The 25,554-nt window shown below is 76.1% G+C and carries 25 protein-coding genes and 1 pseudogene; 14 read left to right on the top strand and 12 right to left on the bottom strand.

The features are described 5' to 3' along the window. Window positions 1–3 precede the first annotated feature (3 nt). Complete coding sequence (locus ACWIX6_RS18905; RefSeq protein ID WP_448613978.1) at window positions 4–861, bottom strand: alpha/beta hydrolase; 858 nt, start codon at window positions 859–861, stop codon at window positions 4–6. Between the two features lie 247 nt (window positions 862–1,108). Between ACWIX6_RS18905 and ACWIX6_RS18900 the strand changes: the two genes are divergently transcribed. From ACWIX6_RS18900 to ACWIX6_RS18880, 5 genes are all read left to right on the top strand, one after another. Then, window positions 1,109–3,454, top strand: coding sequence for an ATP-binding protein (locus ACWIX6_RS18900; RefSeq protein ID WP_448613977.1), 2,346 nt, complete (start codon window positions 1,109–1,111; stop codon window positions 3,452–3,454). 151 nt (window positions 3,455–3,605) lie between these two features. After that, the gene (locus ACWIX6_RS18895; RefSeq protein WP_448613976.1) at window positions 3,606–4,523 is read left to right on the top strand and encodes an ABC transporter ATP-binding protein; all 918 of its coding nucleotides are present in this window, start codon (window positions 3,606–3,608) and stop codon (window positions 4,521–4,523) included. Next, window positions 4,520–5,356: an ABC transporter permease subunit gene (locus ACWIX6_RS18890; RefSeq protein WP_448613975.1), complete on the top strand. Its 837-nt coding sequence runs from the start codon at window positions 4,520–4,522 to the stop codon at window positions 5,354–5,356. Before ACWIX6_RS18895 ends, ACWIX6_RS18890 begins: the two co-directional genes overlap by 4 nt. A 195-nt stretch (window positions 5,357–5,551) precedes the next feature. Continuing rightward, window positions 5,552–5,794 carry an AbrB/MazE/SpoVT family DNA-binding domain-containing protein gene (locus tag ACWIX6_RS18885; protein WP_448613974.1) on the top strand — a complete coding sequence of 81 codons (243 nt, stop codon included), beginning with the start codon at window positions 5,552–5,554 and terminating at the stop codon, window positions 5,792–5,794. A 2-nt stretch (window positions 5,795–5,796) separates the two neighbouring features. After that, a complete protein-coding gene (locus ACWIX6_RS18880; protein ID WP_448613973.1) occupies window positions 5,797–6,171 on the top strand; it encodes a type II toxin-antitoxin system VapC family toxin in 375 nt (124 codons plus the stop codon). Between the two features lie 130 nt (window positions 6,172–6,301). Here the strand turns inward: ACWIX6_RS18880 and ACWIX6_RS18875 are convergent, their stop codons facing one another. Beyond that, window positions 6,302–7,795: a phytoene desaturase family protein gene (locus ACWIX6_RS18875; protein WP_448613972.1), complete on the bottom strand. Its 1,494-nt coding sequence runs from the start codon at window positions 7,793–7,795 to the stop codon at window positions 6,302–6,304. A 127-nt stretch (window positions 7,796–7,922) separates the two neighbouring features. Between ACWIX6_RS18875 and ACWIX6_RS18870 the strand changes: the two genes are divergently transcribed. The 4 genes from ACWIX6_RS18870 (at window position 7,923) to ACWIX6_RS18855 (ending at window position 12,905) form a co-directional block, all read left to right on the top strand. Next, window positions 7,923–8,585 (top strand): hypothetical protein, encoded by a 663-nt coding sequence (locus ACWIX6_RS18870; RefSeq protein WP_448613971.1) that lies wholly within the window; start codon window positions 7,923–7,925, stop codon window positions 8,583–8,585. A gap of 25 nt (window positions 8,586–8,610) precedes the next feature. Then, the gene (locus ACWIX6_RS18865; RefSeq protein WP_448613970.1) at window positions 8,611–11,061 is read left to right on the top strand and encodes a hypothetical protein; all 2,451 of its coding nucleotides are present in this window, start codon (window positions 8,611–8,613) and stop codon (window positions 11,059–11,061) included. A gap of 155 nt (window positions 11,062–11,216) precedes the next feature. Further along, window positions 11,217–11,672 carry a DUF4383 domain-containing protein gene (locus ACWIX6_RS18860; RefSeq protein ID WP_448613969.1) on the top strand — a complete coding sequence of 152 codons (456 nt, stop codon included), beginning with the start codon at window positions 11,217–11,219 and terminating at the stop codon, window positions 11,670–11,672. Between the two features lie 183 nt (window positions 11,673–11,855). Continuing rightward, window positions 11,856–12,905 (top strand): App1 family protein, encoded by a 1,050-nt coding sequence (locus ACWIX6_RS18855; RefSeq protein ID WP_448613968.1) that lies wholly within the window; start codon window positions 11,856–11,858, stop codon window positions 12,903–12,905. 14 nt (window positions 12,906–12,919) lie between these two features. Here ACWIX6_RS18855 and ACWIX6_RS18850 read toward each other — a convergent pair. The 3 genes and pseudogenes from ACWIX6_RS18850 to ACWIX6_RS18840 form a co-directional block, all read right to left on the bottom strand. Next, a pseudogene (locus ACWIX6_RS18850) lies at window positions 12,920–13,927 on the bottom strand (MsnO8 family LLM class oxidoreductase); the annotation flags it as partial. Further along, a complete protein-coding gene (locus tag ACWIX6_RS18845) occupies window positions 13,921–15,588 on the bottom strand; it encodes a SpoIIE family protein phosphatase (RefSeq protein WP_448613967.1) in 1,668 nt (555 codons plus the stop codon). The pseudogene ACWIX6_RS18850 and the gene ACWIX6_RS18845, both read right to left, overlap by 7 nt. Before the next feature lie 98 nt (window positions 15,589–15,686). Further along, on the bottom strand, window positions 15,687–16,802 hold the full coding sequence (locus tag ACWIX6_RS18840; RefSeq protein ID WP_448613966.1) for a spore photoproduct lyase family protein: 1,116 nt from the start codon (window positions 16,800–16,802) through the stop codon (window positions 15,687–15,689). Window positions 16,803–16,902: 100 nt separating this feature from the next. On the opposite strand from ACWIX6_RS18840, the gene ACWIX6_RS18835 reads away from it, so the two are divergent. The 4 genes from ACWIX6_RS18835 to ACWIX6_RS18820 are packed head-to-tail and all read left to right on the top strand — an operon-like array spanning window position 16,903 to window position 18,485. After that, a complete protein-coding gene (locus ACWIX6_RS18835; RefSeq protein ID WP_448613965.1) occupies window positions 16,903–17,322 on the top strand; it encodes a DUF350 domain-containing protein in 420 nt (139 codons plus the stop codon). A gap of 2 nt (window positions 17,323–17,324) precedes the next feature. After that, window positions 17,325–17,624, top strand: coding sequence for a hypothetical protein (locus ACWIX6_RS18830; protein ID WP_448613964.1), 300 nt, complete (start codon window positions 17,325–17,327; stop codon window positions 17,622–17,624). Next, window positions 17,608–17,898, top strand: coding sequence for an SH3-like domain-containing protein (locus ACWIX6_RS18825; protein ID WP_448613963.1), 291 nt, complete (start codon window positions 17,608–17,610; stop codon window positions 17,896–17,898). The genes ACWIX6_RS18830 and ACWIX6_RS18825 overlap by 17 nt, the downstream gene beginning before the upstream one ends. Continuing rightward, a complete protein-coding gene (locus ACWIX6_RS18820) occupies window positions 17,895–18,485 on the top strand; it encodes a nitrile hydratase subunit alpha (protein WP_448613962.1) in 591 nt (196 codons plus the stop codon). Before ACWIX6_RS18825 ends, ACWIX6_RS18820 begins: the two co-directional genes overlap by 4 nt. 3 nt (window positions 18,486–18,488) lie before the next feature. On the opposite strand, the gene ACWIX6_RS18815 is transcribed toward ACWIX6_RS18820, so the two are convergent. Next, the gene (locus ACWIX6_RS18815) at window positions 18,489–18,941 is read right to left on the bottom strand and encodes a MarR family winged helix-turn-helix transcriptional regulator (protein WP_448613961.1); all 453 of its coding nucleotides are present in this window, start codon (window positions 18,939–18,941) and stop codon (window positions 18,489–18,491) included. Between the two features lie 52 nt (window positions 18,942–18,993). Between ACWIX6_RS18815 and ACWIX6_RS18810 the strand changes: the two genes are divergently transcribed. Then, window positions 18,994–19,641: a maleylpyruvate isomerase family mycothiol-dependent enzyme gene (locus ACWIX6_RS18810; protein ID WP_448613960.1), complete on the top strand. Its 648-nt coding sequence runs from the start codon at window positions 18,994–18,996 to the stop codon at window positions 19,639–19,641. 24 nt (window positions 19,642–19,665) lie between these two features. Here the strand turns inward: ACWIX6_RS18810 and lepB are convergent, their stop codons facing one another. The 6 genes from lepB to ACWIX6_RS18780 form a co-directional block, all read right to left on the bottom strand. Continuing rightward, window positions 19,666–20,229: a signal peptidase I gene (gene lepB / locus ACWIX6_RS18805; protein WP_448613959.1), complete on the bottom strand. Its 564-nt coding sequence runs from the start codon at window positions 20,227–20,229 to the stop codon at window positions 19,666–19,668. After that, complete coding sequence (locus tag ACWIX6_RS18800; protein WP_448613958.1) at window positions 20,205–20,921, bottom strand: hypothetical protein; 717 nt, start codon at window positions 20,919–20,921, stop codon at window positions 20,205–20,207. The genes lepB and ACWIX6_RS18800 overlap by 25 nt, the downstream gene beginning before the upstream one ends. Further along, the gene (locus ACWIX6_RS18795) at window positions 20,822–22,717 is read right to left on the bottom strand and encodes a multicopper oxidase family protein (RefSeq protein ID WP_448613957.1); all 1,896 of its coding nucleotides are present in this window, start codon (window positions 22,715–22,717) and stop codon (window positions 20,822–20,824) included. Before ACWIX6_RS18795 ends, ACWIX6_RS18800 begins: the two co-directional genes overlap by 100 nt. A gap of 138 nt (window positions 22,718–22,855) precedes the next feature. Then, window positions 22,856–24,244: a sensor histidine kinase gene (locus tag ACWIX6_RS18790; RefSeq protein ID WP_448613956.1), complete on the bottom strand. Its 1,389-nt coding sequence runs from the start codon at window positions 24,242–24,244 to the stop codon at window positions 22,856–22,858. Further along, window positions 24,234–24,914, bottom strand: coding sequence for a response regulator transcription factor (locus ACWIX6_RS18785; protein ID WP_448613955.1), 681 nt, complete (start codon window positions 24,912–24,914; stop codon window positions 24,234–24,236). The genes ACWIX6_RS18790 and ACWIX6_RS18785 overlap by 11 nt, the downstream gene beginning before the upstream one ends. A 183-nt stretch (window positions 24,915–25,097) precedes the next feature. Continuing rightward, complete coding sequence (locus ACWIX6_RS18780; RefSeq protein WP_448617010.1) at window positions 25,098–25,499, bottom strand: response regulator; 402 nt, start codon at window positions 25,497–25,499, stop codon at window positions 25,098–25,100. Window positions 25,500–25,554 lie beyond the last annotated feature (55 nt).

Here is a 25,554-nt window from a genome sequence, read left to right as displayed (position 1 = left end):
GACTCAGGTCAGCGCCCGCCGCAGGGCGGACACCACCACCGCCTCCAGCGCCGGGTCCACCGGCGGCCGGCCGCGGGCCGGCCGCGACGGGCCTCCCATCGGAGCCTCCGCGTGCTCGGCGCGGACGCCGCCGGCCAGCAGCGCGTCGAGGTAGCGCAGGCCGTCGCCGCGCAGCGGGTCGTGCTCCGCGGTGACCACCAGCGCCGGCGGCAGACCGCGGTGGTCCTCGGCGAGCAGCGGGGACACCAGCGGGTCGAGCGGGTCGGCGAGCTCGCCGAGGTAGCGGTCGGCCCACTGGCGCACGTCCGCCTCGCCCGGCAGCGGTGCGCCTCCGGTCCGGGCGGGAGGCCGCACCGGGCCCAGCGCGGCCAGGGTCAGGTCGGTGGCCGGACGGACGAGGACCTGGAACGCGATGGCGGGCCGGCCGCGGTCCCGGGCGTCCAGTGCCACGGTGGCCGCGACGGTCGCTCCCGGCCCGTCGCCGAGCACCGCCAGCCGGTCGGGCCGGGCACCGAACCGGGTGGCGCGCTCGGCCAGCCATGCCGTCGCGGCGTAGGCATCGAGGTGCGCGGCCGGAGCCGGGTGCTCGGGAGCCACCCGGCAGCCGACGTGCACGACCACCGCGCCCACCCGGGTGGCGATCCGCCCGCACGGCCACACCGAGGCACCGACGCCGCCGCGGACCCAGCGGCCGCCCGGGATCGCCACCACCAGGGGGCGCCCACCCGCGGGCGCCGGGCCCCGGGGCACGTACAAGCGGACCGGGACGTCGCGTTCGCCGCCGGCCGCCAGCCGGTCCAGGGTGGTGACGCCGGCGGCGGGGCGCCGTTCGAGCAGGCGCCGCCTGCGGTCCGGTCCCATCGGGCCTCCAACGGTGATGCCGTGCCTCCGCCACCCGCGGTGGCCGGCCGTTCCCCCTCGACGGCCGGCCACCGGCCCCGGGGGGGCTCAGAGCGGAGCGGCGGTGCTGGCGGCGACGACGTGCTGGTTCCCGGGGCTCGGCGCGTCGTCGCCGGGAGGGACTGTGGCCGGTCGGGCGCCGGGTGACCACGGACAGCGCCACCGGTCGAGCAGCGTGCGGGTGCTGTACGGGTCGTAGGCTCCTCCCGTGCCGAGGGAGGACGTGCTCCCCGAGCGGGAGCCCTTCGCAGCACTGCTCCGCCGCCTCCGCGAGGGCCGGGCGCTCACCCAGGAGGAGCTGGCGAACCGCGCCGGGCTCACCGCGCACGGCATCAGCGCGCTGGAGCGCGGTGTCCGGCGCCGCCCCTATCCCCACACGGTCCGCCGCCTCGCCGAGGCACTGGACACCACGCCCGAGGAGCGGGCCGCCCTGCTGGCCGCGGCCCTGGACCGGGCTCCGGACACGCCCCCGGCCGGCGGCGCGCCCCCGCGACGGAGGCTGCCGGCCCCGTTGACACCGCTGCTGGGTCGCGACCACGACGTCGGCGCCGTCGCCGCGGCGCTGCGCCGGTCGGTGTCGCGGCTGGTGACGCTGACCGGCACCGGCGGGGTGGGGAAGACCCGGCTGGCCCTGGCCGTCGCCCGGGAGACCGAGCAGCGGTACGCCGACGGTGCGGCCTTCGTCGCGCTGGCGGCGCTGGACGACGCCGCGTTCGTCCTCCCCGCCGTGGGCCGGGCCGTGGGCCTGGCCGGCGTGGAGGACGAGGGGGCCGACGACCGGGTGCTCGACCAGGTGCGCGGCCTGCAGCTGCTGCTCGTCCTGGACAACCTGGAGCACCTGCCCGGCGCTCCGTCGATCGTCTCCCGGCTGCTCACCGAGTGCCCCGAGCTCGTGGTGCTGGCGACGAGCCGGGCGGCGCTGCGGCTGCGGGGGGAGTCCGAGTACGTGGTCCACCCGCTGGCGCTGCCGCCCGACGGCGCCGCCGACCTGGCCGAGGTCGAGTCCGCCGCCGCCGGCGCCCTGCTGCTGGAGCGGGCCCGTGCGGTGTCACCCGGCTTCGGCAGCGGACCGGGCGGAGCCGCCGCGGTGGCCGCCCTCTGCGAGCGGCTGGCCGGGATCCCGCTGGCCCTCGAGCTCGCCGCGGCACGCGCGCGGGTCCTGGACGCGCCCGCGCTGCTGGAGCGGCTCGACGACGCGATGAGCCGCGCCGGGGCCCCGGACCTACCGCTGCGCCAGCGGACCATGCGCGCCACCCTCGACTGGAGCCATCGCCTGCTGGGGGAGCAGGACCAGGCGTTGCTGCGCCGCCTGTCCGTCTTCACCGACGGGTGCACGCTGGAGGCCGTCGAGGCGGTGGCCGTCGACCTGGACGACCCGGTGGGCTCCCTGGAGCGGCTGATCGAGCACTCGCTGGTCGTCGTCCTCGGCGAGGGCGTCGCCCGCCGCTACGGGATGCTCGAGCCCGTCCTGCAGCACGCCCGGTCCCTGCTCGACCGCGAGGAGGAGGAGCGGGCGCGCACCGCCCACGCGACCTTCTACCTGGCTCTCGCCGAGCAGGGGACGCCCGGCCACGGGGAGGCGGACCAGGTCGCCTGGCTGGACCGGGCGGACCCGGAGGTCGCCAACCTGTCCGCCGCCGTCGAGTGGTGGCTGGACACCGGGAACGCCGACGTCGCCGGCCGGATGGCCTGGGCGCTGGGGCTGCTCGGCTGGCTCCGGGGCCACCTGCGCCGGAGCCGGCGCCTCGCCGAGACGGTGCTCGAGCACGAGCTGTCGGCCGGTGTCCGGGTGCGGGTGACGCTGGCCGCGGCGGCGATCTCGTTCGCCCAGGGGGACCTCGGACCCAGCGGGGCGTGGTGGCGGCAGGCAGGTGAGCTGGCCGCGGCGACCGACGACCTGGAGGGCCAGGCGTACTCCACGGCCGGCCAGGGCCTGGTCGCACTGGTCGGCGGCCGGCCCGCTGCCGCTGAGCCGTACTTCGTCGCGGCGCTCGAGCTCTCCGATCGGGCGGGGCCGACCACCGAATGGCTCGCCGCGCTGACCCACATGTGGCTGGGCACCGTCCGGTTGGTCTCCGGCGACCCCGGCGGCGCCGTCCCGCACCTCCGACGGGGGCTGGACTCCGCCCGCCGCCGGGGTGACCACCTGGCCGTCTACGTCGCCCTGTTCGGCCTCGTCCAGGTCGAGCTGGCCGAGGACCGGCCGGTGGCCGCGCGGCAGCACCTCGTGGAGGGCATCGAGCTCTCCGAGCGGACCGGCGACCTGGCCAACCTGGCCTTCTTCGTGGAGAGCCTGGCCGTGGTCGAGGGCGCTGCCGGTGCGCACGCCCGGGCCGCGTCGCTGCTCGGCGCGGCGCAGGGGCTGCGGGAGCGGGTCGGCTCGGCCGTCTACGGCTACTACCTGCCCGATCCCGGGCTGCGCACGCGGACCGAGGCGGCCGCCCGGGACGCGCTCGGGGACGACGCGGTCGACGACGCCCTCGCCGCCGGTGCGGAGCTCGCCGTCCCGTCCGTGGTGGCCCTTGCGCTGCGCCGGGCGGACCCGCCTGGCTGATCGGGCCGGCCCCGTCGGGGTCCGGCTCAGGGTGGCGCTCGGGGTCGGGTCAGGGACCGGTCCAGGGTGCTCCCCGATGTGCCGCACCCTCCGCCGCGGACACGCTCTGCGGCATGACTCCTCAGCCCACCACCCGCCCCGGGGCGACGACGTGATCGTCGCGCAGGGGCTCACCAAGACCTACGACGGCAAGGCCGCGGTCGACGGCATCAGCTTCACCGTCGAGCCCGGCCGGGTGACCGGCTTCCTCGGTCCCAACGGCGCCGGCAAGTCCACCACCATGCGGATGGTCCTGGGCCTGGACCGCCCGACCGCCGGCTCGGTGACCGTCAACGGGCGCCGCTATGCCGACTCGCCGGCGCCGCTGCGCGAGGTCGGCGCCCTGCTGGAGGCCCGGGCCGTCCACCCCGGCCGGTCGGCGCGCGACCACCTGCGCTGGATGGCCGCCAGCAACGGCATCCCGGCGGCCCGGGTCGACGAGGTGCTCGACCTGGTCGGCCTCACCTCCGTGGCCGGGCAGCGGGCCGGGCGCTACTCCCTCGGCATGGGCCAGCGGCTGGGCATCGCCGCCGCGCTGCTGGGCGACCCGCCGGTCGTCGTCCTGGACGAGCCGGTCAACGGACTGGACCCCGAGGGGATCCGCTGGGTCCGCACCCTGGCCCAGGACCTGGCCCGGCAGGGGCGCACGGTGTTCGTGTCCAGCCACCTGATGTCGGAGATGGCGCTGACCGCCGAGCACCTCGTCGTCATCGGCCGCGGCCGGGTGCTGGCCGACTGCTCCACCGCGGAGTTCATCGCCCGGCACGCCGCCTCCTACGTGCGCGTCCGCAGCCCGCGCCGCGGCGAGGTGGCCGACCTGCTCCGCGGGCACGGCCTGGAGGTCACCGCCGCCGACGACGAGCTCCGGGTCCAGGGCCTGGACGCCGCCGGCATCGGGGACCTGGCCGCCGCCGCCGGCCTGGGCCTGCACGAGCTGACCCTGGTGCGCTCCTCGCTCGAGGACGCCTTCATGACCCTGACCGCCGACAGCGTGGAGTTCTCCGCGCAGACCGCAGGAGCCCTCCGATGATCGCCTCCGCCACCACCGCCCACGCCGCGTCCCGCGGCCTGGCTCCGCGGCAGGCCCAGCCGGCCCGGCCCGGCTTCGCGCAGACCCTGCAGGCCGAGTGGATCAAGTTCTGGACCGTCCGGTCGACGTTGTGGTCCACCGTCGCGCTCTTCGGCCTCGGGGCCGGGCTGACCGTGCTCGTCTGCGCGACCAGCGCCGACTGGCTGGCCAGCGGCGAGGCCGACGAGTCGCCGGGCTCGTTCGTGACCTGGGGGATGATGTTCGCCCAGATCACCGCGATCGTGCTCGGCACGCTCACCGTGACCAGCGAGTACGGCACCGGGATGATCCGGGCGACGCTGGCCGCCACCCCGCGGCGCGGCTCCGTGCTGGCCGCCAAGGCACTGGTGCTGACCGGGACCCTGTTCGTCGCCGGCACCGTCACCGCCGTAGCCGGCTACCTCGGCGGCAACTGGTTCCTCGACGCGGCCGGCGTCGGCGTCGACCTGGGGGACGACGGCGTGCTGCGTTCGCTGGTGGGCAGCGGCCTCTACCTGGCCGGCCTCGGGCTGTTCGCCGCGGCCGTCGGGGTGCTGGTGCGGCACACCGCCGCCGCGCTGTCCATCGTGCTGGCGCTGGTCTTCGTGGTCGGGAGCATGGCGTTCCTGCTGCCGGGGTCGTGGGGCGAGTGGACGGCGAAGCTGCTGCCGGGCAACGCCGGGTCCGGCATCGCCACGCCGGTGTCGTTCAACCCCGAGCTGCTGGGCCCGTGGACCGGTTTCGCGGTGTTCGCCGCCGAGGTGGCGGCCGTGCTGGTCGTCGGCTTCTGGGTCTTCCAGCGCCGCGACGCTTGAAGGACCCCCGTGCCCCCCACCGCTCGCAGGCTCGCGGCGGGGCCCTGCACGGGGGCCGCCCGGCCCCCCACCGCTTGCGGGCTCGCGGCGGGGCCCTGTACGGGGGCCGACCGTGCCCCCCACCGCTGGGACGCGCGCGGTGGGGGGCCCGTGCGCGTCCTGGCACGCGCACATGAGGCGTGGCATGCTCAGTCCATGGATGCCACGGTGGTGCTGGGCCAGCAGGGTCGACTCGTCATCCCGGCGGAGGTCCGCGCGGCGCTCGGTCTGGCCCCAGGAGACCGACTGCACCTGCGGCTGGCGGGCCGCCGGCTGGTCCTGGAGCGGCCGCAGGACGCGGCCGCAGAACTGCGGGGTCTGGCGTCGGCTGTGCCGCGCAGTCGCTCCCTGGTCGACGAACTGCTCGCCGAACGGCGCGCCGCTGCAGCGGCCGAGTGAGCGTGCTCGACGCATCCGCGGTGCTGGCTCTCGTGCACGACGAACCGGGCGCCGACGTGGTGGCGGCGGAGCTGGCCACCGCGTCGCTGAGCACGGTCAACCTGGCCGAGGTCGTCGGCCAGCTGGTGGACGCCGACGTGGCAGTGACCCGGGTGCGGGGGCTCCTCGCTGCCGCAGGCGTCACCATCGAGCCGCTGCTGGAGGAGGACGCCCTCCTGGCCGGCGCGATGCGTTCGCTGCCGGGCGGTCGGGCGCTCTCCCTGGGGGACCGCTGTTGCCTGGCCCTGGCGGTCCGGAGTTCACCTCCCGAGGTGCTCACCGCCGACCGGGCGTGGTCGGACCTCGACCTGCCGGTCCAGGTCCGACTGCTCCGCTGAGGAAGGACCCCTCTGCCCCCCACCACTCGCAAGCTCGGGCGAGCCTCCGGACGGGGCCTCCCAGGCTCGCGGCGGGACCCTGCAGGGGGCCGACCAAGGGGCCGAGGCCCGGGGGCAGCGGGGTCCTTCCTCAGGCGGGGCCGACCAGGCCGGCGACGATCTCCGCGGACAAGGTGACCAGCGGCAGCCCACCCCCCGGGTGGGCCGACCCGCCGACCAGGAACAGCCCGGGCACCGCCGCGGCGTTGGCCGGGCGCAGGAACGCGGCCCGGGCGCCGTTGCTGGACGTGCCGTAGATGGAGCCCCCGACGCTGCCGGTCTCCCGGGCGAGGTCCGCGGGGGTGCGGACCACCCGCCAGCGCACCCGGTCCCGGACGTCCAGCCCGCGCCGGGCCATCGTGGCCAGCACCGAGTCGGCGTGGGCCTCGGCCAGGCCGGGGGCGTCCCAGTCGACGCCGTCGCCGGGTTCGTGCCGGGGCGCGTTGACCAGCACGAACCACGACTCGCTGTCCGCGTCGGGCCGGGTCGCCGGGTCGTCCGGCGCGCTGACGTAGACGGTGGGGTCGGCCACCGGCTGCCGGGGCGCCGACCGGGTGCCGAACAGCGCGTCGAACTCGGCGTCGTAGTCGGCGGGGAACAGCACGGTGTGGTGGGCCAGCCCCGGCGTCCGGCCGCGCAGCGCCAGCAGCAGCACGAACCCCGACGAGGACGGGGTCACCCGCCGCAGCGCCGCCCGGGCCCGCCGGGTCCGGGCCGCGGGCAGCAGGTCGCGGTACAGCGCCGCGGCGTCGGCGTTGCAGACGACGACGTCGGCCGGCACCCGCTCGCCGTCGGCCGTCCGCACCCCGGCGGCCCGGCCGCCCTCCACCAGGACCTCGGCCACCGGCACCCCGGTCCGGACCACCGCACCCCGCTCGACCGCCCGGTCGGCGACGGCCTCGACCAGCCGGCGCAGCCCGCCGCGGACGTACCAGGAGCCGTGCGCCTGCTCGACCCACGGCACGGTGGCCAGCGCGGCCGGCGCGCGCCGCGGGTCGGAGCCGGAGTAGGTGGCGTAGCGGTCCAGCAGCATCCGCAGCCGCGGGTCGGTCAGGTACCGGCTGCCCAGGCCGCGCAGCGAGCGCCACGGCGCGATGGTGGCCAGGTCGCCGCCGCGCCGGGCCAGCCGCAGCAGCGTCGCCGGACCGGCCAGTGGCGAGCGCAGGAACGGCTGCTCGGTGACCCGCCACATCGCGTCCGCCCGGTCCAGGAACGCCGACCACTGTGCCCCGGCGCCGGCGCCGAGGGCGTCGTCCAGCGCGGCCGGGACGGCGTCGAGCCGGCCGGGCAGCGCCAGCCGTGTGCCGTCGGCGAACCGGTAGCCCACCGCCGGGTCCAGCCGCTCCAGGTCGAGGACGTCGGCCAGCGGCGCCCCGGTGGCGGAGAAGAGGTCCTCGAGCACCTGCGGCAGCGTCACCAGGCTCGGCCCGGTGTCGAAGCCGTGCCCGTCGCGGGCGTACCAGCCGAGCTTCCCGCCCACCTGCGGCGCCTGCTCCAGCACCGTCACCGCGTGTCCGGCGGCGCCCAGCCGGGCCGCGGCGGCCAGGCCCCCGAGCCCGGCGCCCACCACCACGACCCGCGCCATGCCGCCCACGGTAGGTCAGCCGGGAGGGCGCACACGATCGGGTGACACCGGTGGCCGGGGCGGGGCGCCGGTACCTACGGTCCGCGGACGCGCGGGACGGAAGGACCGTCCTCGCGGAGGAGGACCCGTGCCCCAGGACGACGAACTGCGCCCCCTCTCCCCGGAGGAGCTCGCTGCCGAGACCGCGGCGCCGCTCCCGGACAAGGAGGTCATCTCGCTGCTCGACCTCAACGCCGACCTCGACCTCGCCCTGGACGCCGCCGCGCCGATCGACCTGGCGGTCGCCGCCAACGCCAACGTGGCCGCGCCGATCGACGCCGCGGTGGGCGCCAACGTGCTGTCGGTGGGCTCGACCGCCCAGGCGCTGTCCGACCAGGGCGTCCTGATCGACCAGGGCATCGCCGGCGAGGCGGTGGCCACCGCTCCTCAGGACAGCACCATCGACCAGGCCGAGGACGCGGCCGGGACTCCCGAGCCCGCGCCCGCCGGCGACACCACCGGGACCACCGACGTCGGCGCGGCGGCCCCCGACGCCGCCGGCGCGCTGGACGGCGACCTGTTGGACGTGGACGTGGACCTGGCCGCCGACCTGGACCTGGCCGCCCCGATCAACGGCGCGGTGGCCGCCAACGCCAACGTCGCCGCACCGATCGACGCCGCGGTCGCGGCCAACATCGGCTCGGTCGACTCGGTGGCCACGGCGGTGTCCCAGCAGGACGCGGTCATCACGCAGGACATCGACGCGAACGCGGAGGCGACGGCCGAGCAGACGTCCACCATCACCCAGTGACCCGGCGCCGGCTGGACGCACGGGCATGACCGATCCGCAGACCACGCCCCTCGCCGTCCCGCCCACCGCCGGGCTCCCCGGGCGGGACGGCGAGGTGCTGGCGCGCGCCGGCGGCGTCGAGCTGCTCGGTGAGGTGCCCGGGTCGGGCTACCGCCGGCCGCCGGCGCTGGTCCGCCGGGGCGACGGCCAGGTGCTCACCCTGACGCCGCTGCTGCAGCAGGTGCTGTCCGCGGTCGACGGCCGGCGGACGGTCGCCGAGGTCGCCGGTGTGGTGGGCGCGGCGACCGGCCGGCTGGTGCGGCCCGACGACGTCCGCAGCCTGGTCGACGCCAGCCTCCGGCCGCTGGGCCTGCTCCGGCTGGCCGACGGGCGGGAGCCCGAGGTCCGCCGGTCCGAGCCGCTGCTGGGCCTGCGGTTCCGCCGGGTGGTGACCGACCCCGCGGTCACCCGGCGGCTGACCGCACCGTTCGCGGTGCTCTTCAGCCCGCTGGTCGTCGTCCCGGTGGTGCTGGCCTTCGTGGCCGTGTCCGGCTGGGTGCTGTTCCGCGAGGGGCTGGCCGCGGCGACCGCGCAGGCCTTCGAGTTCCCCGCGCTGTTCCTGGCCGTGGTCGCGGTGACCGTGCTGTCGGCGGGCTTCCACGAGTTCGGGCACGCCGCCGCGGCCCGCTACGGCGGCGCCACGCCCGGGGCCATGGGCATGGGGCTGTACCTGTTCTGGCCGGCCTTCTACACCGACGTCACCGACAGCTACCGGCTCGGCCGCGCCGGTCGCGTGCGCACCGACCTCGGCGGCCTGTACTTCAACGCGATCGTGGTGCTGCTCGCCTTCGGTGTGTGGTGGGGGACGGGCTGGCACGGGGTGCTGCTCGTCGTGGTCACCCAGGTGCTGCAGATGGTGCGCCAGCTGGCGCCGCTGCTCCGCTTCGACGGCTACCACGTGCTCGCCGACCTCACCGGCGTCCCGGACCTGTACCAGCGGATCGGGCCGGTGCTCCGCGGGCTGCTGCCCGGCCGCAGCGAGCCCGAGGCCACGGCGCTGCGGCCCTGGGCGCGCGCGGTGGTGACCGGGTGGGTGCTGCTCGTCGTCCCGCTGATGGCCGTGGCGCTGCTGCTGACCGTGCTGTCGCTGCCCCGGCTGCTGGCGACCGCCTGGGCGTCGGCGCAGCGGCAGGGGGCCGAGCTGAGCGCGGCCTTCGGCGCGGGGGACGGCCTCGGCGTGCTGGCCCGGGCCCTGGCGATCGCGGCCCTCGCGGTGCCGCTGCTGGGCATCGGGTACCTGCTGACCCGGATGGTCCGGCGGACCGCGGGCGGGATCCGGCGGCGCACCGCGGGACGCCCGGTCCACCGGGGACTGGCCTGCCTGCTGGCCGCGGCGCTGGTCGCCGGCCTCGGCTGGGCCTGGTGGCCTGCCGCGGACCGGTACCGGCCGGTGCGCGCCTACGAGGGCGGCACCGTGCTCGACGCCGTGCCGGCGGCGGCCGCCGGAGCCCTGCAGCTGGGTGCGGAGCCGGGCGGCGCCGGCGCCGCGCTGTGGCCCGAGGACGGTGGCGCCCTGCCCACCGCGGACCGGCCCGCGCTGGCCCTGGTCCTGGTCCCGGCCGGGCAGCCGGCCCCGGTCGGGGCGGCGGCGGCCGGCCCGGCCCAGCCGACCGGGACGGACAGGCGCGGGAGCGACACGCCTCCCGGCGCCGCCGCGCCGACCTGGGTCTTCCCCTTCGACCGTCCGCTGCCGCCCGCCGCGGGGAACAACCAGGCGCTGGCGGTGAACACCACCGACGGCTCGGTCCGCTACGACGTCGCGTTCGCCCTCGTGTGGGCCGACGGGGAGACCGTGCTCAACCGCAACGAGGCGTACGCGCTGGCCAGCTGCACCGGGTGCCGCACGGTGGCGGTGGCCTTCCAGGTGGTGTTGCTGGTGGGGTCGGTGGACGTCGTCGTCCCGCAGAACCTGTCCGCCGCGGTGAACTACGCGTGCGTGCAGTGCGTCACCCAGGCGCTGGCCACCCAGCTGGTGCTCAGCGTCCCCGGGGAGCTGAGCGATCAGGCCGGCGCGGAGCTCGCGGCCATCTGGGCGGAGCTGTCCGCGTTCGGCGAGCGGGTGGCGGACCTGCCCCTGTCGGAGCTGCGGACGCAGCTGTCGGTGTTCGAGCAGCGCATCGCCGCCGTGGTGACCCGGGAGGCTGACGGGCCGGCCCCGGCCGACGGGTCCGCCGGCACGGGGAACCCGTCCCCGAGCACGGTGCCGACCGGCTCCGTCCCGGCGGAGAGCTCGCCGGCGCCGACGTCGGAGAGCGGTCCGACGCCCACGCCCACCGCCACCACCCCACCGCCGTTCACCGCCGAGCCGGCGCCGACGCCGTCGTCGACCGGGAGCGCGGCCGCCACCCCGTCCGCCGAGGACCCGTCCGCCATCCCGACCGGCGCGACGACGGACCCGGCCGCCGGATCGACGGCGGCGCCGGGGAGCGAGGGCTGAGTCCCCCGAGATCGGCTCACCCGTTCGGGTGATGTTGCCAAACCGCTACCTACATCTCGTTCGAACACCTGGGTGCAAGGGGTATCACCCCTCAGCAAGTCCACAGCGGGGCGGCGCACCGTCCCGCTGACGTCCGTTCCAGGAGGAAAACCCCCGTGACCAACACATCGCACGGCCGCGCGACTGCCGGCCAGGACCTGCTCCGCACCGCAGCCAAGGTCGTCGGCGCGGTGTTCCTGCTCGTCGGCGTGCTCGGCTTCGTCCCCGGGATCACCAGCAACTACGGCGACATGAGCTTCGCCGGCCACGAGTCGACGGCGATGCTGCTCGGGATCTTCCAGGTGTCGATCCTGCACAACATCGTGCACCTGCTGTTCGGCGTCGCCGGCATCCTGATGTCCCGCACCGACTCCGGCTCCCGCACGTTCCTCGTCGGCGGCGGCGCCATCTACCTGGTGCTGTGGCTCTACGGCCTGGTCATCGGCCACGACACCGCGGCGAACTTCGTCCCGGTGAACAGCGCCGACAACTGGCTGCACCTGCTCCTGGGCGTGGCCATGATCGCCCTGGGCGTGCTGCTGTCCCGCCGCCACTCCGGCGTCCGGGCCTGACCCCGGCCCGTCCGGCCTGACGGACGACGCGATCGCAGCCTGATCGCAGCACCACCGCCCCGACCGCGGTGGCCGGCTCCCCGCCGGCCGCCGCGGTCGTTGCGCGTCCGGGGTCGGTGCACGTCGCAGCCGGTGGACGTCGCGGAGGGCGCGACCCCGCCGCCGGGATGGCAGGCTGCCCGCGTGCCCACACTGCCCGCCCTGGCCCGTCGCGGCGACGCCGCCCTCCGGGCACTGCTCTCCCGGGCCGCCCGGCGGCGCGGCTGGACCCCCGCCGTGCTCGCCCACCCCGGCTACGGCAGCGGCGACCGGGTCCGGGTGCTCGGCCGGGTGCTGCTCGCCCCTCCCGGCGCGCACCCCGAGGAGCGGCGGGCGGTGCCGGGCTGGCAGCGCTTCCTGACCCTGGAGGCGCCGCACGCCCCCGTCACCGTCGAGGTGGCCGGGGTCCGCGCCACGGTCGGCAGCGACGCCGACGGCCTGGTCGACGCCACCCTGGAGGTCCCCGCCGACCGGCTGCGCGACCGCGGGCAGGTGGACGCCGTCCTCACCGCGGGCAGCCGCTCGGCCACCGCGCCGGTGCACCTGTCCTCACCCGGCGCCGGCCGCGGGGTCGTCTGCGACATCGACGACACGGTGCTCGTCACCGGCATCACCACCCCGCTGCGCGCCGCCTGGCGGACCTTCGTGCAGCCCATGGCCCGGCGTCGGGCGGTCCCCGGGATGGTGGCGCTCCTCCGGGAGCTGACCTCCGGCGGCCCGCACGTGCCGGTGGTGTACCTGAGCAACGGGCCGTGGAACCTGGCCGGCCCGCTGGCCGGCTTCCTGCAGCGGGCCGGCTTCCCGCCCGGTGCCCTGCTGCTCACCGACTGGGGGCCCAGCCCCACCCGGTGGTTCCGGGACGGCCGGGCGCACAAGCGGAGCTCGCTGCGGCGGCTGGCCACCGACCTCCCGGGGGTGGCCTGGACGCTGGTGGGCGACACCTCCGAGCACGACCCGGCGCTCTACCGGGAGTTCGCGGCCGCCGAGCCCGGCCGGGTCCGTGCGGTGCTGCTGCGGGACGTCTCGGTGCGGGGCGCGGCCCGGGTGGAGGAGCTGAACGGCGTGCCGGTCGTCTACGCCGGGGACGGCGCCGGCCTGGCGGCGGCGCTGCCGTCGCTGGAGCGGCGGACCGGGGACCGGCCGAACAGCTCGGCCAGCGCGGCGTCGGACTCGGCCAGCGCACCCCGGTCGTAGGTGCTGCCGGAGGAGATGAGTTCCGCCGCACCCGCCCGGTCCAGCAGCCCGGCCACCCGGTCGGCCACCTCACCGGGGGTCCCCGCGACCGCTGCCGCGGCCGTCTCGGCGACGTGCCGGCGCTGCCCGGCGGTCATCGTCCGGGCCCGGACCGCGGCCACCGGCTCCAGCGGCGGGAAGGTCCCGATGGTCCGCGCCTGCGCCATCGCCCAGGCCTCGGGCAGCAGCAGCTCCTGGGCGGCCGCGGCGGTGTCGGCGACGAGCACGTCGAGGCTGATGCCCACCCACGGCTCGGGGGCGCCGGCGGAGGGGTGGTAGTCGTCCCGGTAGCGGGCCAGGGCGGCCAGCCCGGGCCCCGGGTCGCCGGCCACGCCGAGCAGCGGCCCGCCGACCACCACGGGGAGACCGAGCTCGGCGGCCACGGCCAGGCCGCGCGCGGTGGCCAGCACGAACACCGGGACGTCGCCGTCCGGGCGCGGGTGGGCGGTGATCTCGGCCATGCCGGTCAGGTGCGCGCGCAGCTCGGCGAGGTCGGCGCCGAAGTCGCGGACCCGGTCCGAGCGCAGCGCCCGGCGCACCGGGGCGGTGAAGCCGGGGGAGCGGCCGACGCCCAGGTCCACCCGGCCGGGTGCGAAGGCGGTCAGGGTGGCGAACTGCTCGGCCACCACCAGCGGCTGGTGGTGCGGCAGCATCACCCCGGCCGACCCCAGCCGGATGGACGACGTCCGGGCGGCCAGGGCGCTCAGCAGCACCGCCGGGCTGGAGCCGGCCACGCCGGGCACGCCGTGGTGCTCGGCGACCCAGAACCGGTCGTAGCCGGCCGCCTCCGCCCGGCCGGCCCGGTCGGCGGTCCCGCGCAGCGCACCCGCGTCGTCGGACCCGGTCCGGGTGCGGGTGCGGTCCAGCAGCGACAGCCCCCACGACGACAGCCCCCACGACGACCGGCCCGACGAGGACGGGCCCGACGAGGACGGGCCCGACGAGGACGGGGTGCCGGGCGCGGGGTCCGACCCGGTCAGCACTGCAGGGCGAGCACGGCCAGGTCGTCGCGCTCGTGCCGCGAGCCCCGCAGGTGCCGGTCGACGGCGCCCTGGACCGCGGCGACGGTGGCCTCCGCCTCCTGCCCGGCGGTGTCCCGCAGGACCTCCAGCAGGCCGGTCTCCTCGAACTGGGTGCCGTCGGCGGAACGGGCCTCGGTCACCCCGTCGGTGACCAGCACCAGCGTCGTGCCCGGCGGCAGCTCGACGCAGCGCTCGGCGTAGTCGGACGCCGGGTCGATGCCCAGCGGCCGGCCGGGGGTGCCCACCGCGGCGGCCGTCCCGTCGGGGGAGCGCAGCACCGGGAGGGGATGGCCGGCCACGCTCAGCGTCGCGGTCACGCCGGTGGGGTGCGGGTGCAGCACCAGGCAGCAGGCGGTCACGAACCGCAGCGGACCGGGGGCCCCCTCGCCCAGCAGCGCGGCGTTGACCGCGGTCAGCACGCCCGCGGCCCCTGAACCGGCGGTCGCGGCGGCGCGGGCGGTGTGCCGGGCGAGCGCCGCCATCGCGGCGGCCTCGGCGCCCTTGCCGCACACGTCGGCGATCAGCACCATCCAGCGGCCCTCGGGCAGCGGGAGGACGTCGTAGGTGTCCCCGCCGACGAGCAGCCCCGCCCCGCCGGGCCGGTACCGCGCGGCCAGCCGGACGCCGGGCACGGCCGGCAGCGAGGGCGGCAGCAGGCTGCGCTGCAGGGTGTCGGCCAGCGACCGCACCTGCGACTCCGCGTCCAGCCGGGTGAGGAACTGGCCGATCTGCCGGCCCGCGGTGGCCAGGACCTCGAGCAGGTCACCGGGCACCTCCCGCTCCGGGCGGGAGAAGAGCTCGCACACCGCCAGCAGGGTGTCGCCGTGCAGCACGGGGAAGGCGACGCCGGTGCGCAGACCGTCGGCCCGGGCGCCGGACCGGCGCAGGAACCGCTCGTCGGACCACAGGTCGGGGATGACGACGGGGCCGCGCTTCTGCCAGGCCAGCCCCGGCAGTCCCTCGCCGCGGCCGAAGGTGAGCCCCCGCGCCTGCGCGTGCAGCTGCCCGGCTCCCTCCCCGGGAGCCGCCCAGGTGCCGGCGTGCCGCAGTCTCCCGGTCGTGGCGTCCGGCTGCCACATGGTGGCGGCGTCCCAGTCCAGCTCGGTGCACAGCGTGGGCAGCAGCTGCTGGAAGGCCGTGTCGGCGTCGGGTGCCCCGGTGAGCGCGATCGTGACCCGCTGGATGGCGGCCAGGTACCGGCTGACCTCGAGCTGGCGCTCCAGCAGGACGGTGGTGCTGGCGTCGCGGAGGACGGCGACGACCAGGGCGTCGCCGGGGTCCTGCCGGTCGGGCTCTCGCGCCACCCGGGACAGGGTCAGGTCGATGGCCACTTCGTGCCCGGCGGCGTGCAGCGCAGGCAGCTGGGTGGTGACCCCGACCAGCTTGCCCTGACCTGTGGCCGCGTAACGAGCGAACCCCGTGCCGTGCCCGTGCCGCAGCCGTTCGGGCATGAGCACCTGCAGCGGGCGGCCCACCAGGTCCTCCGGCCGGTGGCCCAGCAGCGTGGTGACAGCACGGCTGATGTAGGCGATCCGTCCTCCGCGGTCGGCGACGACGACGGTGTCCGGCAGTGCCTCCAGCAGCTCCGGTGCGGCGACCGGGGCAGCGTCCACTGGAGCCATCCCCTTCCCCGTGTCCGGCCGACCAGCAGCGTGGACCTCTACGATGGCACACGCGCCGTACCCGCGCCGCGACCCAGGGTCGGCGGACGACGGCGACGTCAGAACGCGTACCGGATGGTGAGCCAGGGCGCGTGCCGGCCGACCAGCTCGCGGAGCCGGGCGACTCCAGCGCGCTTGACGTCGGCCCGGTAGCGCACGTTGTCCTGCCCGTTCTGGGAGCGCTTGGCCTCCTGCAGGTCGGGCCGCCAGAGCACCTCCTCCGCGCGCGGGTGCCAGCCCAGGTTGACCTCGTGCAGCCCGGCGTTGTGGGTGAGCATGATCACCTCGGCGGCGGCCTGCGCCTTGGCGGCGGGGGAGAGGATGTCGTCCAGCTGCCGCAGCAGCGCCGTCCAGTCAGCCTCCCACCCCTCGCGGAGCATGACGGGGGACAGGTTGAGGTGCACCTCGTAGCCCGCGGCGACGAAGTCGTCGACCGCGGCGATGCGCTCGGCGACCCGGCTGGTGCGCACGTCCAGGAGCCGGGAGTCCTCCTCGGGCATCACCGAGAACCGGATGCGGGTGCGGCCGGCCGGGTCGAGGTCGAGCAGCTGCCGGTTCACGTACTTGGTGGCGAACGAGGCCTTCGCCGTCGGCAGGTCCCGGAAGGTGGCCACCAGGTCGGCGACGTTGTCGCTGATCAGCGCGTCGACCGAGCAGTCGCCGTTCTCGCCGATGTCGTAGACCCAGGCGTCCCGGTCGACCTGGTCGGGCTCGGGCTTGACCCCCTGCCGGGCCACGTGCCGGCGCAGGTAGCCGGTGATCTGGTCGATGTTGGTGAACACCGTGATCGGGTTGGCGTACCCCTTGCGCCGCGGCACGTAGCAGTAGGCGCAGGCCATGGCGCAGCCGTTGGCCGTCGAGGGGGCGATGAAGTCCGCCGACCGGCCGTTGGGGCGGGCGGACAGCGACTTCTTGACGCCGAGCACCAGGGTCTCGGACTTGACCCGCACCCAGCGGTCGACGTTGCCCTCGTTGCCGTGCAGCTCGGGGATCTGCCAGTGCGAGGGGACCTCGACGACCTCGGCGCCGGGGAAGCGGGCCAGCACCTGCCGGCCGCGGGGGGAGGCCGCCGCGTCGGGCTCGGCGTAGATGCGGTGGACGTCGAAGAGCCGGTCGGTCACCGGCGTCTCGGCCGGGGTGAGGTCGAACAGGGCCAGCGTGTCCGCGTCGGTCACAGCAGGGACAGCGCCGCCCGGACGGGGACTGTTCCACCTCGGGACGTGGCGTTGGCCCTAGGCTCGCAGCGCTCCGCCGTCCCGACCCCGGAGGTCCTCTGTGCTGGCCAGCATCGGATACGCCGTCGCCTACACCGGCGTCGGCATCCTGCTCCTCGTGGTGGGTGCGATCGCGCTCGACCTGCTCACCCCCGGTCACCTGGCCCGGCACATCTACCAGGAGCGGTCGGTGAACGCGGCCGTCGCCCTGTCGGCGGGGTTCCTCGGGCAGGGGGCGATCGCCTTCGCCACCATCTGGACCAACGCCACCAGCGGGTTCGGGACCGCGCTGGCCTACACGGTGGTCTTCGGGCTGGTCGGGATCGCGCTGCAGGTCGTCGCCTTCGTCGTCCTGGACCTGTTGACCCCGGGCAAGCTGGGCGCGACGCTCATGCAGGTGGACTTCCATCCGGCGAGCCTGGTCACCGCCGCGGCGACGCTGGCCGTCTCCGCGATCATCGTCGCCTCGATCTGGCCCTGACGATGGCCCGGGTCAACGACGTCGGCGGCATGGCCGGTTTCCCGCCGATCCGCGAGGAGGCCGACGAGCCGCGCTTCCACGCCGACTGGGAGGCGCACGTCTTCGCGCTCAACGGCGCGCTGATCAAGCGCGGGGTCTACAACCTCGACGAGTTCCGCGACGCGATCGAGCGGATGCCGGCGCAGGAGTACCTCGCCTCCTCCTACTACGAGAAGTGGTTCGCCGCGATCACCACGCTGCTCGCCGAGAAGGGCCTGGCCACCCCCGACGAGCTGGCCGCCCCCGATGAGCACGCGCACTGACCGCTTCGCCCCCGGCGACCGGGTGCGCACGCGGACCATGGACCCCGAGTGGCACACCCGGCTGCCCCGCTACGCCCGCGGCGCCGTCGGCGTGGTGGTCGAGCCGGCCGGCGCGCACCCGCTGGCCGACGACCGCGCGCGGGGCCGCTCGGGGCCGGCGCAGACCGTCTACCACGTGCGGTTCGCCGCGGCCGACCTCTTCGGCGCCGGCGACCACACCGTCACCGTGGAGCTGTGGGAGGACTACCTGATGCCCGTGGAGGAGCAGACGTGAGCGGAGACCACGGCAGTTCGCTGATCTCGGCGCAGGTCCGGCACGTCGAGGCGCTGCTGGAGCGGCGCGGGTTGCTCGACGAGGGCGAGATCGACCGGCGCATCGACGAGTTCGCCGCCGGCGGGACCCCGGCCAACGGCGCCCGGGTCGTCGCCCGGGCCTGGACCGACCCCGGGTTCGCCGGGCGGCTGCTGGCCGACGCCAACGCCGCGCTGCGCGAGGTGGGGCTGAGCATGGCCGGCGGGCTGCAGGAGCAGCGGCTGAAGGTGGTGGCCAACACCGCCGACGAGCACAACGTCGTGGTGTGCACCCTGTGCTCCTGCTACCCGATCGCGCTGCTGGGCCCGTCGCCGGGCTGGTACAAGAGCGAGGCCTACCGGTCCCGCGTCGTCCGGGACCCCCGCGGGGTGCTGCGGGAGTTCGGGCTCGAGCTGCCGGAGACCACCCGGCTGTCGGTGTGGGACGCCAGCGCGGAGTCGCGGTACATGGTGCTGCCCCGCCGTCCCGAGGGGACCGAGGGGCTGCGCGAGGAGGAGCTGGCCGCGCTGGTCACCCGCAAGGGCCTGATCGGCACCGCCGCCGTCTGAGGGTCAGCGGAAGGGGTCGGTGACCTCGCGGAGCGAGATCAACGCCGAGCGCAGGGCCGCCATCCGCTGCGCGCCCAGGTGGGCGGCCCACTCCGCCTCCACCTCCGCGACGGCGGCCGCACCCACCGCGGCCGCGGCCAGGCCGCGCTCGGCGACCTGCACCAGCCGGGCCCGCCCGTCGGCCGGGTCGGGACGGCGGCGAACGTAGCCCGCCGCCTCCAGCTGGTCGACCAGGAACCCGGCGGTCTGCTTGGTCACCTGGGCGGCCGCGGCCAGCTCGGTGAGCCGGCTGCCGGCCGGGCGGACCCGCTGCAGCACCCGGGCCTGGGCCAGCGTGAGGTCGTCGAAGCCGGCGTCCGCGACTGCCCGCAGGACCCGCGTCTCCAGCGCCCGGTAGGGGATGAAGAGCAGCAGTCCGGTGTTCAGCTCGTCGCCGTCGGCTCTGGTGTCCGCCACGCCCCGATAGTACGATTCTCTGACCGATCAGGTCGGGGCAGCGGAGGCGGCCATGGACCGGACGGCGTTCATCTGGGAGACGATCGACGACGAGCGCGCCACGCTCGCCGACCTCCTGGGCGGGCTGCCGCCCGACGACTGGGAGCGCCCTTCCCTGTGCGCGGGCTGGCGGGTCCGCGACGTCGCGGCCCACCTCGCACTCGCCCACATGGGTGCCGGGGCGGCGGTCCCGGCGCTGCTGCGGGCGCGGGGCAGCTTCGACCGGATGATCGACCAGACCGCCCGCGAGCACGCCGTCGTCCCGACCGGGCAGGTCGTCGCAGAGATCCGGGCGATGGTCGGCTCCCGCCGGCACGCCGTGGGGACGTCGATCGTCGAGCCGCTGACCGACGTCCTGGTGCACGGCCAGGACATCGCCCGCCCGCTGGGCATCGACCGGCCGGTCCCCCCGGCCGCAGCGGCGGTCTCCGCCGACCGGGTCTGGGCCCTGAACTGGCCGTTCTGGCCCCGCCGCCGGCTGAGCGGGCTGGCCCTGCGCGCCACCGACCAGCCGTGGGCGGTGGGCGCCGGGGAGCCGGTCGAGGGGTCGATGGGCGACCTGCTGCTCCTGCTCACCGGGCGGACGTCGGTGCTGCCCCGGCTGTCCGGTGCCGGGGTCGCCGCGCTGGAGAGGAGGGGCGTCGACCGGCTCCGCGGGTAGGGCGACGGCGGCCGCGGAGGCGGGTCAGCAGCGGTCGACGGGCAGCCCGCCCGGGGCCGGCCACAGCCGGGTGCGCACCACGGCGGTGACGGTCCCCGCGGGCACCGGGCCGAACGCCCGGGAGTCGATCGAGCCGCCTCGGTCGTCGCCGAGCAGGAAGACCTCGCCGTCCGGGACGGTCACCGGACCGAACCAGACGCCGTCCAGCCGGGCCGGGTCGATGCTCGGCTCGCAGACCGGGACCGCGTCGACGACCAGGACGCCGTCCTCGATGGACACCTCATCGCCGCCGAGCGCGACCACCCGCTTGACCAGCAGCGTGCCGGTGACGGGGTGCGCCACCACGACGACGTCGCGGCGGCCGACCGGGCCGGGGGTGTGCTCGGCGAGCACCAGGTCGCCGGCGGCCACGGTCGGCGCCATGCTGCCCGAGCCGACCCGCATCACCTGCACGGGCAGCAGCCCGGCGACCGACGCCACGAGGAGCGCCCCGCACCCGGCGGCGAGCCAGGACAGCCACCGGCCGGCCCGGCGCGCCGACCGCGCGGCGCCCGGCGCGCTGGTCAGGCCAGCACGCCGGTGAGCCACAGCACCCAGGCCAGCCCGCCGAGCAGGAGCAGCGCGTCGACCACGCGGCGCCGCAGGTGAGCAGGCAGCAGCGCGGTCATCGCCGCGATCCCGAGCAGCTCCAGGGCGACCGTCGCCGTCCCGAGGAGGCCGGGTGCCTCCGCGCCGGCGGTCGGCCGGTCGTCCAGCGCGACCGGGCCGCCGGTCGTGATCGACGCACCCGCGGCGTGCGCGGCCTCGCCCCCGCCGTGCACGTGCCCGGCCGCGTGGGCGGCGTCGTGCCCGGTCAGACCGGCGAGCAGGTCGGTCGTGTGAGCCAGCAGGTACAGGCCGACCAGCAGCGTCGTCCCGGCCACCGCGACGGCGAGCGGACGGACTCCTCCACGGCCGGTCCGGGCGGCGGCCACCAGCCAGGCGCCGAGGCCGAGCTGGGCGAGCGCGGTCAGCAGGAACAGGCCGACGACGAGGTCACCGGCCGCCAGGTGGCCGGCCGCCGCGGCGACGTGCAGCAGGCCGGCGCCGGCCGCCGCTGCGGAGGCGGTCCACCACCAACGCGCCGCACCGCTGCGCACCGGTGCCGGTGGGCGCCGGACCGGGGCCGCCGCGACGGCGGTCACCTGTCCCTCCGGTACGTCGTGCGCGAGGTGCTGGGCGACGACGTGGTGCTCCGCGACGACGTGGTGCTGGGCGACGACGTGGTGCTGCGCGACCACGTGCTGGTCGTCGGAGCCGTGGTCGTGGGCTTGGCCGTGGTGGTCGGTGCCGTGGTGGTCGGTGCCGCCGTGGTGGTCGGTGCCGTGGTGGTCGGCTTGGCCGTGGTGGTCGGTGCCGTGGTGGTCGGCCTGGCCGTGGTGCTGGGTGCCGACGTGCTGGTGGGCGCGGAGGAGGTGGGGGGTGCCGTGTCCTGCTCGGTCTCGGCCGGCGGGAGGGCCAGCGGGGTCTCGGGGCCGGACCTCGGGGGCACGGCGTTGATGGGGTCGCAGTCCGCGTCGTGCTCGCCGACCTGGAACTGCGTCATCATGTCGTGGTCCTCGTGCGACAGGTTGTGGCAGTGGATCATGTAGCGCCCGTGCTCGGGCCCGAAGCGCATGATCAGCTTCACCGTCTCGCCCTCGCCGATGTAGACGACGTCCTTCGGGCCGCGCTCCTGCGGCGGCGGCTTCTGGCCGTTGCGGGACAGCACCTGGAAGTCCACCAGGTGGACGTGCAGCGGGTGGAACCAGCCGCCCGAGCTGTTCTCCACCTCCCAGATCTCCACGTCGCCCACCTGGGGGTTGGCGAAGACGCGCGAGTAGTCGCTGTCGGCGACGTCGTCCCAGGTCTCGCCGTTGATGGTCCAGATGCTGTTGGTCCGCTCCAGCCGCATGTGGCGGGTGGCCTTGGACATCGCCGGGGTCAGCAGCATCGCCGGGTGCGCGGCGGTGAGGACGGCGGGCACGGTGTTGTTGGCCGTGCTCGTCGCCGGGCCGGCGACCTCGAACTGCATGACCTTGCCGGTGTGGTCGTAGTCGGTGGCGTTCTTCACCCCGCCGTTGACGAGCTGGATCTTCTGCCCCACCGTGATCCCGGCGAAGTCGATGACGATCTCGTACCGCTCGGCCATGCCGAGCTTGAGCGAGGTGACCGTCTGCGGGGAGGCCATGAAGCCGCCGTCGGTGGCGATGACCTGGAACGGCTGCCCGTTGCTCAGCCGCAGCGTGTACCCCCGGGCGATCGAGGCGTTGAGCACGCGGAACCGGTACTTGCGCTGCTCCACCTTGAGGGTGGGCCACGGCCGGCCGTTGACCAGGATGACGTCGCCGTAGACGCCGGAGTGGCTGTTGTCGTCCCACAGCAGGGCGCCGTTCTCGGCGAACGCGGCGTCGCTGATGGTGACCGGGACGTCGTAGCGGCCCTTGGGGATCGGCAGCGCGTCCTCGACGGCGTCGGTGAGGTGGTACTGGGCGGCGAGGCCCATGTAGACGTTCTCCGCGGTGTGGTGCACGCCGTGGTCGTGGTACCAGAGCGTCCGGGCCTCGCAGCTGTTCGGGTAGACGTAGTCCTTCCACTGCCCGGGCAGCGAGTTGTCCCCGGCGTAGCCGTCGTACTGCGGCTTGGACGGCATGCCGTGCAGGTGGGTGGACGTCCACGGCACGTAGCCGAGCGTCGGGTGCTTCGCCGGCAGCGCGTTGATCTGGCGCATGACCGTCTGCCGGCCGCGGCGCGCCTTGATCGTCGGACCGGGGACCGAGCCGTTGTAGCCCCACAGCGGCGTCTTGATCCCGGGCAGGACCTCGCCCACGAAGGCGCGCTGGGTGATCCGGTAGTAGTCCGCCAGCTCGTCGGTCTTCACCGGCTGCAGGACCGGGGGGGTCCAGAACGGCACGGTGTAGGGCCGCGGCAGCTTGCTCGCCGCGAGGCGCGACGCGGCCTTCGCGGAGAGGACGCCCTGCCAGGGCAGGGCGAGCGCAGCGGCGCCGAGCAGCGACACCTTGAGGGCGTCACGTCGGCTGAGCGAAGGGTTGTCCATCGGAAGAGCTCCTCTGTCTGCCGTCGCGGCGGCGGTGCTGAGCAGCCTCGCTGCCCGCCCGCCCCCGACCCAGCCGTGGTCAGGGGGGCGTCCGCCCCCCAGAAGTGGGTGGTCTGACGTCCGGTGGTCCGGTGGTGCTCAGGCCCGCCCGTCGGCCGGGAGGACGGCGGTGACGACGGCGCCGCCACCGGGGCGGTCGCCGAGCACGACCTCGCCCCCGAGGTCGGTGACTCGGTCCCGCACGAGACGCAGGCCCAGGTGGCCCTCGCTGCGCCGGTCGACGCCGGTGGCGGGGAAGCCGACGCCGTCGTCGGCCACCTCGAGCAGCACGGCGGGGTGCCCGGGGGGACCGGACTGCTCCAGCCGGACCCACACCCCGCTCGCCCCGGCATGGGTGGCGACGTTGGCGAGCGCCTCCTTGGCGATGCGGTAGACCGCGGCGGCGGTGGCCGGCGACAGGTCCGGGAGGGGGCCGGCGTCCAGCGAGACGGTCACGCCGCGGGATCGCAGCGGCTCGACCAGGTCGTCCAGGGCCACCCCGAGGCCGGGGCCGCTGAGGTCCGGTGGGTAGATGTCGACCATCAGCCGCCGCAGTGACCCGACGGCGTGCCGGAGGGCGCCGACCAGCCGGTCGACGGTGGCCTGCTGCTCCGCGGGGACGCCGGCCCGGAGTGCGCTGAGGGCGTAGGTGACCCCGGCGAGGTCCTGCACGGGACCGTCGTGCAGGTCGGCGGCCACGCCGCGCCGCTCCCGGTCGGAGTCGGTGAGCGCGCGTTCCATCAGCTCGGCCCGCTCGGCCTCGGAGCGGCGGACCCGGCGGGCCAGCGACGCGGCGATCGGGATCTGCACCAGCTGCAGGGCCACCAGCGCGCCGATGGCCACGGGCAGGATCTGCCACCGCAGGTGGGCGGCGTCCCGTTCGATGCGGTCGTAGCTGAAGTAGGCCTCGAAGGCCAGCGCCCGCCCGTCGGCGGTGAGCGGTGTGTACACCTCGACCATGGGGCCGGGGCTGACGTCCTCGTAGGCGGTCTCCGGTGCCTCGTCGACCTCGGCGACGACCTCGCCGGCCACGGCCTGGAGCAGCTCCGGTGAGGGGTCGTAGCGCTCACCGACCAGCTCCTCGTGGGTCGCGTAGAGCACCCGGCCCTCGGCGTCCCAGACGACCATGGAGGTGACCGACCCGTCGCTCATCCGGTTCCGGGCGACCCGGTCGAGGTCCTCGAAGGCGCCGGGCACGTCCCGCAGGACGTCGGTGAGGAGGGGGGCGATCAGCAGCCGGCCGAGCCGGTCGGCCGTGCGCTCGGCGTCGGCCAGCGCGTCGGCCCTCGCCAGGGGCTCGCTGGCGAGCACCGTACCGGCGGAGACGGCGACGAGCACCAGCGCGGCAACGGCCAGGAAGCCCGACAGCTCGTGCCGGGGGCGTGAGCCCCACGGCCGGCGCAGCTCCGGCCGTCGCCGGCGGGAGGTGCGGCGGATCGGGCCCGGCGCGGCGGGCCGCCCCGTGGGGACCTCGAGGTCAGCGGCCATCGGAGGACCCGATCAGCTGCAGCTGCTGGGCCTTGATGACCGCCTCGAGCTGCGAGCGGACGCCGAGCTTGGTGTGCAGCGACTTCACGTAGCCGCGGCAGGTCTCCAGGGTGATGCCCAGCACCCGGGCGATGGCCTTGACCTGCATGCCGCGGCCGAGGCAGTCGAGGACCTCCTGCTCCCGGCGGGTCAGCGGCGGGTGGGCCGGCGCCGTGGCAGGCGGCGGCGTCGCGCCCCGGGTGCCGGTGAAGGTGGACGGCGCGACGAGCATCTGGCCGGCCCGGGCGCGGGTCAGCACGTCGATCATCTCCTGCAGCGAGCCGTCCTTCGGGATGAACGCCGAGGCGCCGGCCTGCGCCGCGCGGACCACCCAGTCGGGGTCCCGGTGTGCCGTCACCACCGCCACGACGGCCTGGGGGACGAGGTCCCGGATGCGGCGGGTGGCGGTCAGGCCGTCCTGCCCGGGCATCTGGATGTCCATGACCACCACGTCGGGGCGGAGCTCGGCGGCCATCGCCACGGCGTCGGCGGCCGTGTGTGCGGTGCCCACGGACACCATGCCGGCCATGGCCAGCGCCCCCGAGAGGAGCTCGGCGAACGTGCGGTGGTCGTCCACGACCAGGACCCGCGTGGTGCCGCGGGGGTGGTCGGGGAGCGGGGCGTGCGACATGGGACTCCTGGCTGCCGAGGCCGGGTGGTTCCGGCCCTGGGAGCGGGAGTATGTGAGCGTCGTCGCGGCGATGGGAACGCTCGGTGACTGTTCAGACGGGTGGTGGGGATACCCGGTCAGGTGAATGTGATGCGCGTCGTCACTGTCCGCTGTCGACCGGTTGCGGATGCAGGCCGAGGGGTGTCACGCAGAGTCAAGGAGGCTGGCGGCGGCCGGAGCGCTCCATGCCGTCCCGCCCGCCGCCACGTCCCGCACCCGCTGCGGCAGCTGCCCGGGGTCATCCTCCTTGAGCAGGTAGCCCACCGCACCGCAGGCATGCGCCTCCCGTACCGACGCGGGCGAGAACGACCCGGTCAGCAGCACCACCCGGCTGGGCAGACCCGCCGCGGTAAGCGCGCGGGTCGCCTCCAGGCCGGTGGCCCGGGGCATGCACTGGTCCAGCAGGACGACGTCGGGGCGCGTGCGCTCGGCGGCGGCCAGCACCTCGGCGCCGTCCTCGCAGACCGCGACGACGCTGATGTCCCCGGTCGCCGCGAAGAGGTCGACCAGGGCGCCCCGGACGAGCGGGTGGTCGTCGGCGACCAGGACGGTGATCAGGGCGGACCTCCGGACGGTGGCGGGCGGGACCAGGAGCGTCGCA

The organism is Modestobacter sp. URMC 112 (assembly GCF_053502575.1).
The sequence above is the reverse complement of the archived record's forward strand: the minus strand, read 5'-3'. Positions and strand labels throughout refer to the sequence as shown.

Bases quoted from the DNA above. Each gene is read 5' to 3' on its own strand.
- ACWIX6_RS18905 (WP_448613978.1), bottom strand. From the start codon at position 861: ATGGGACCGGACCGCAGGCGGCGCCTGCTCGAACGGCGCCCCGCCGCC.
- ACWIX6_RS18865 (WP_448613970.1), top strand. From the start codon at position 8,611: ATGACCGATCCGCAGACCACGCCCCTCGCCGTCCCGCCCACCGCCGGG.
- ACWIX6_RS18785 (WP_448613955.1), bottom strand. From the start codon at position 24,914: ATGTCGCACGCCCCGCTCCCCGACCACCCCCGCGGCACCACGCGGGTC.
- ACWIX6_RS18810 (WP_448613960.1), top strand. From the start codon at position 18,994: ATGGACCGGACGGCGTTCATCTGGGAGACGATCGACGACGAGCGCGCC.
- ACWIX6_RS18790 (WP_448613956.1), bottom strand. From the start codon at position 24,244: ATGGCCGCTGACCTCGAGGTCCCCACGGGGCGGCCCGCCGCGCCGGGC.
- ACWIX6_RS18890 (WP_448613975.1), top strand. From the start codon at position 4,520: ATGATCGCCTCCGCCACCACCGCCCACGCCGCGTCCCGCGGCCTGGCT.
- ACWIX6_RS18825 (WP_448613963.1), top strand. From the start codon at position 17,608: ATGAGCACGCGCACTGACCGCTTCGCCCCCGGCGACCGGGTGCGCACG.
- ACWIX6_RS18830 (WP_448613964.1), top strand. From the start codon at position 17,325: ATGGCCCGGGTCAACGACGTCGGCGGCATGGCCGGTTTCCCGCCGATC.
- ACWIX6_RS18875 (WP_448613972.1), bottom strand. From the start codon at position 7,795: ATGGCGCGGGTCGTGGTGGTGGGCGCCGGGCTCGGGGGCCTGGCCGCC.
- ACWIX6_RS18845 (WP_448613967.1), bottom strand. From the start codon at position 15,588: ATGGCTCCAGTGGACGCTGCCCCGGTCGCCGCACCGGAGCTGCTGGAG.
- ACWIX6_RS18795 (WP_448613957.1), bottom strand. From the start codon at position 22,717: ATGGACAACCCTTCGCTCAGCCGACGTGACGCCCTCAAGGTGTCGCTG.
- ACWIX6_RS18885 (WP_448613974.1), top strand. From the start codon at position 5,552: ATGGATGCCACGGTGGTGCTGGGCCAGCAGGGTCGACTCGTCATCCCG.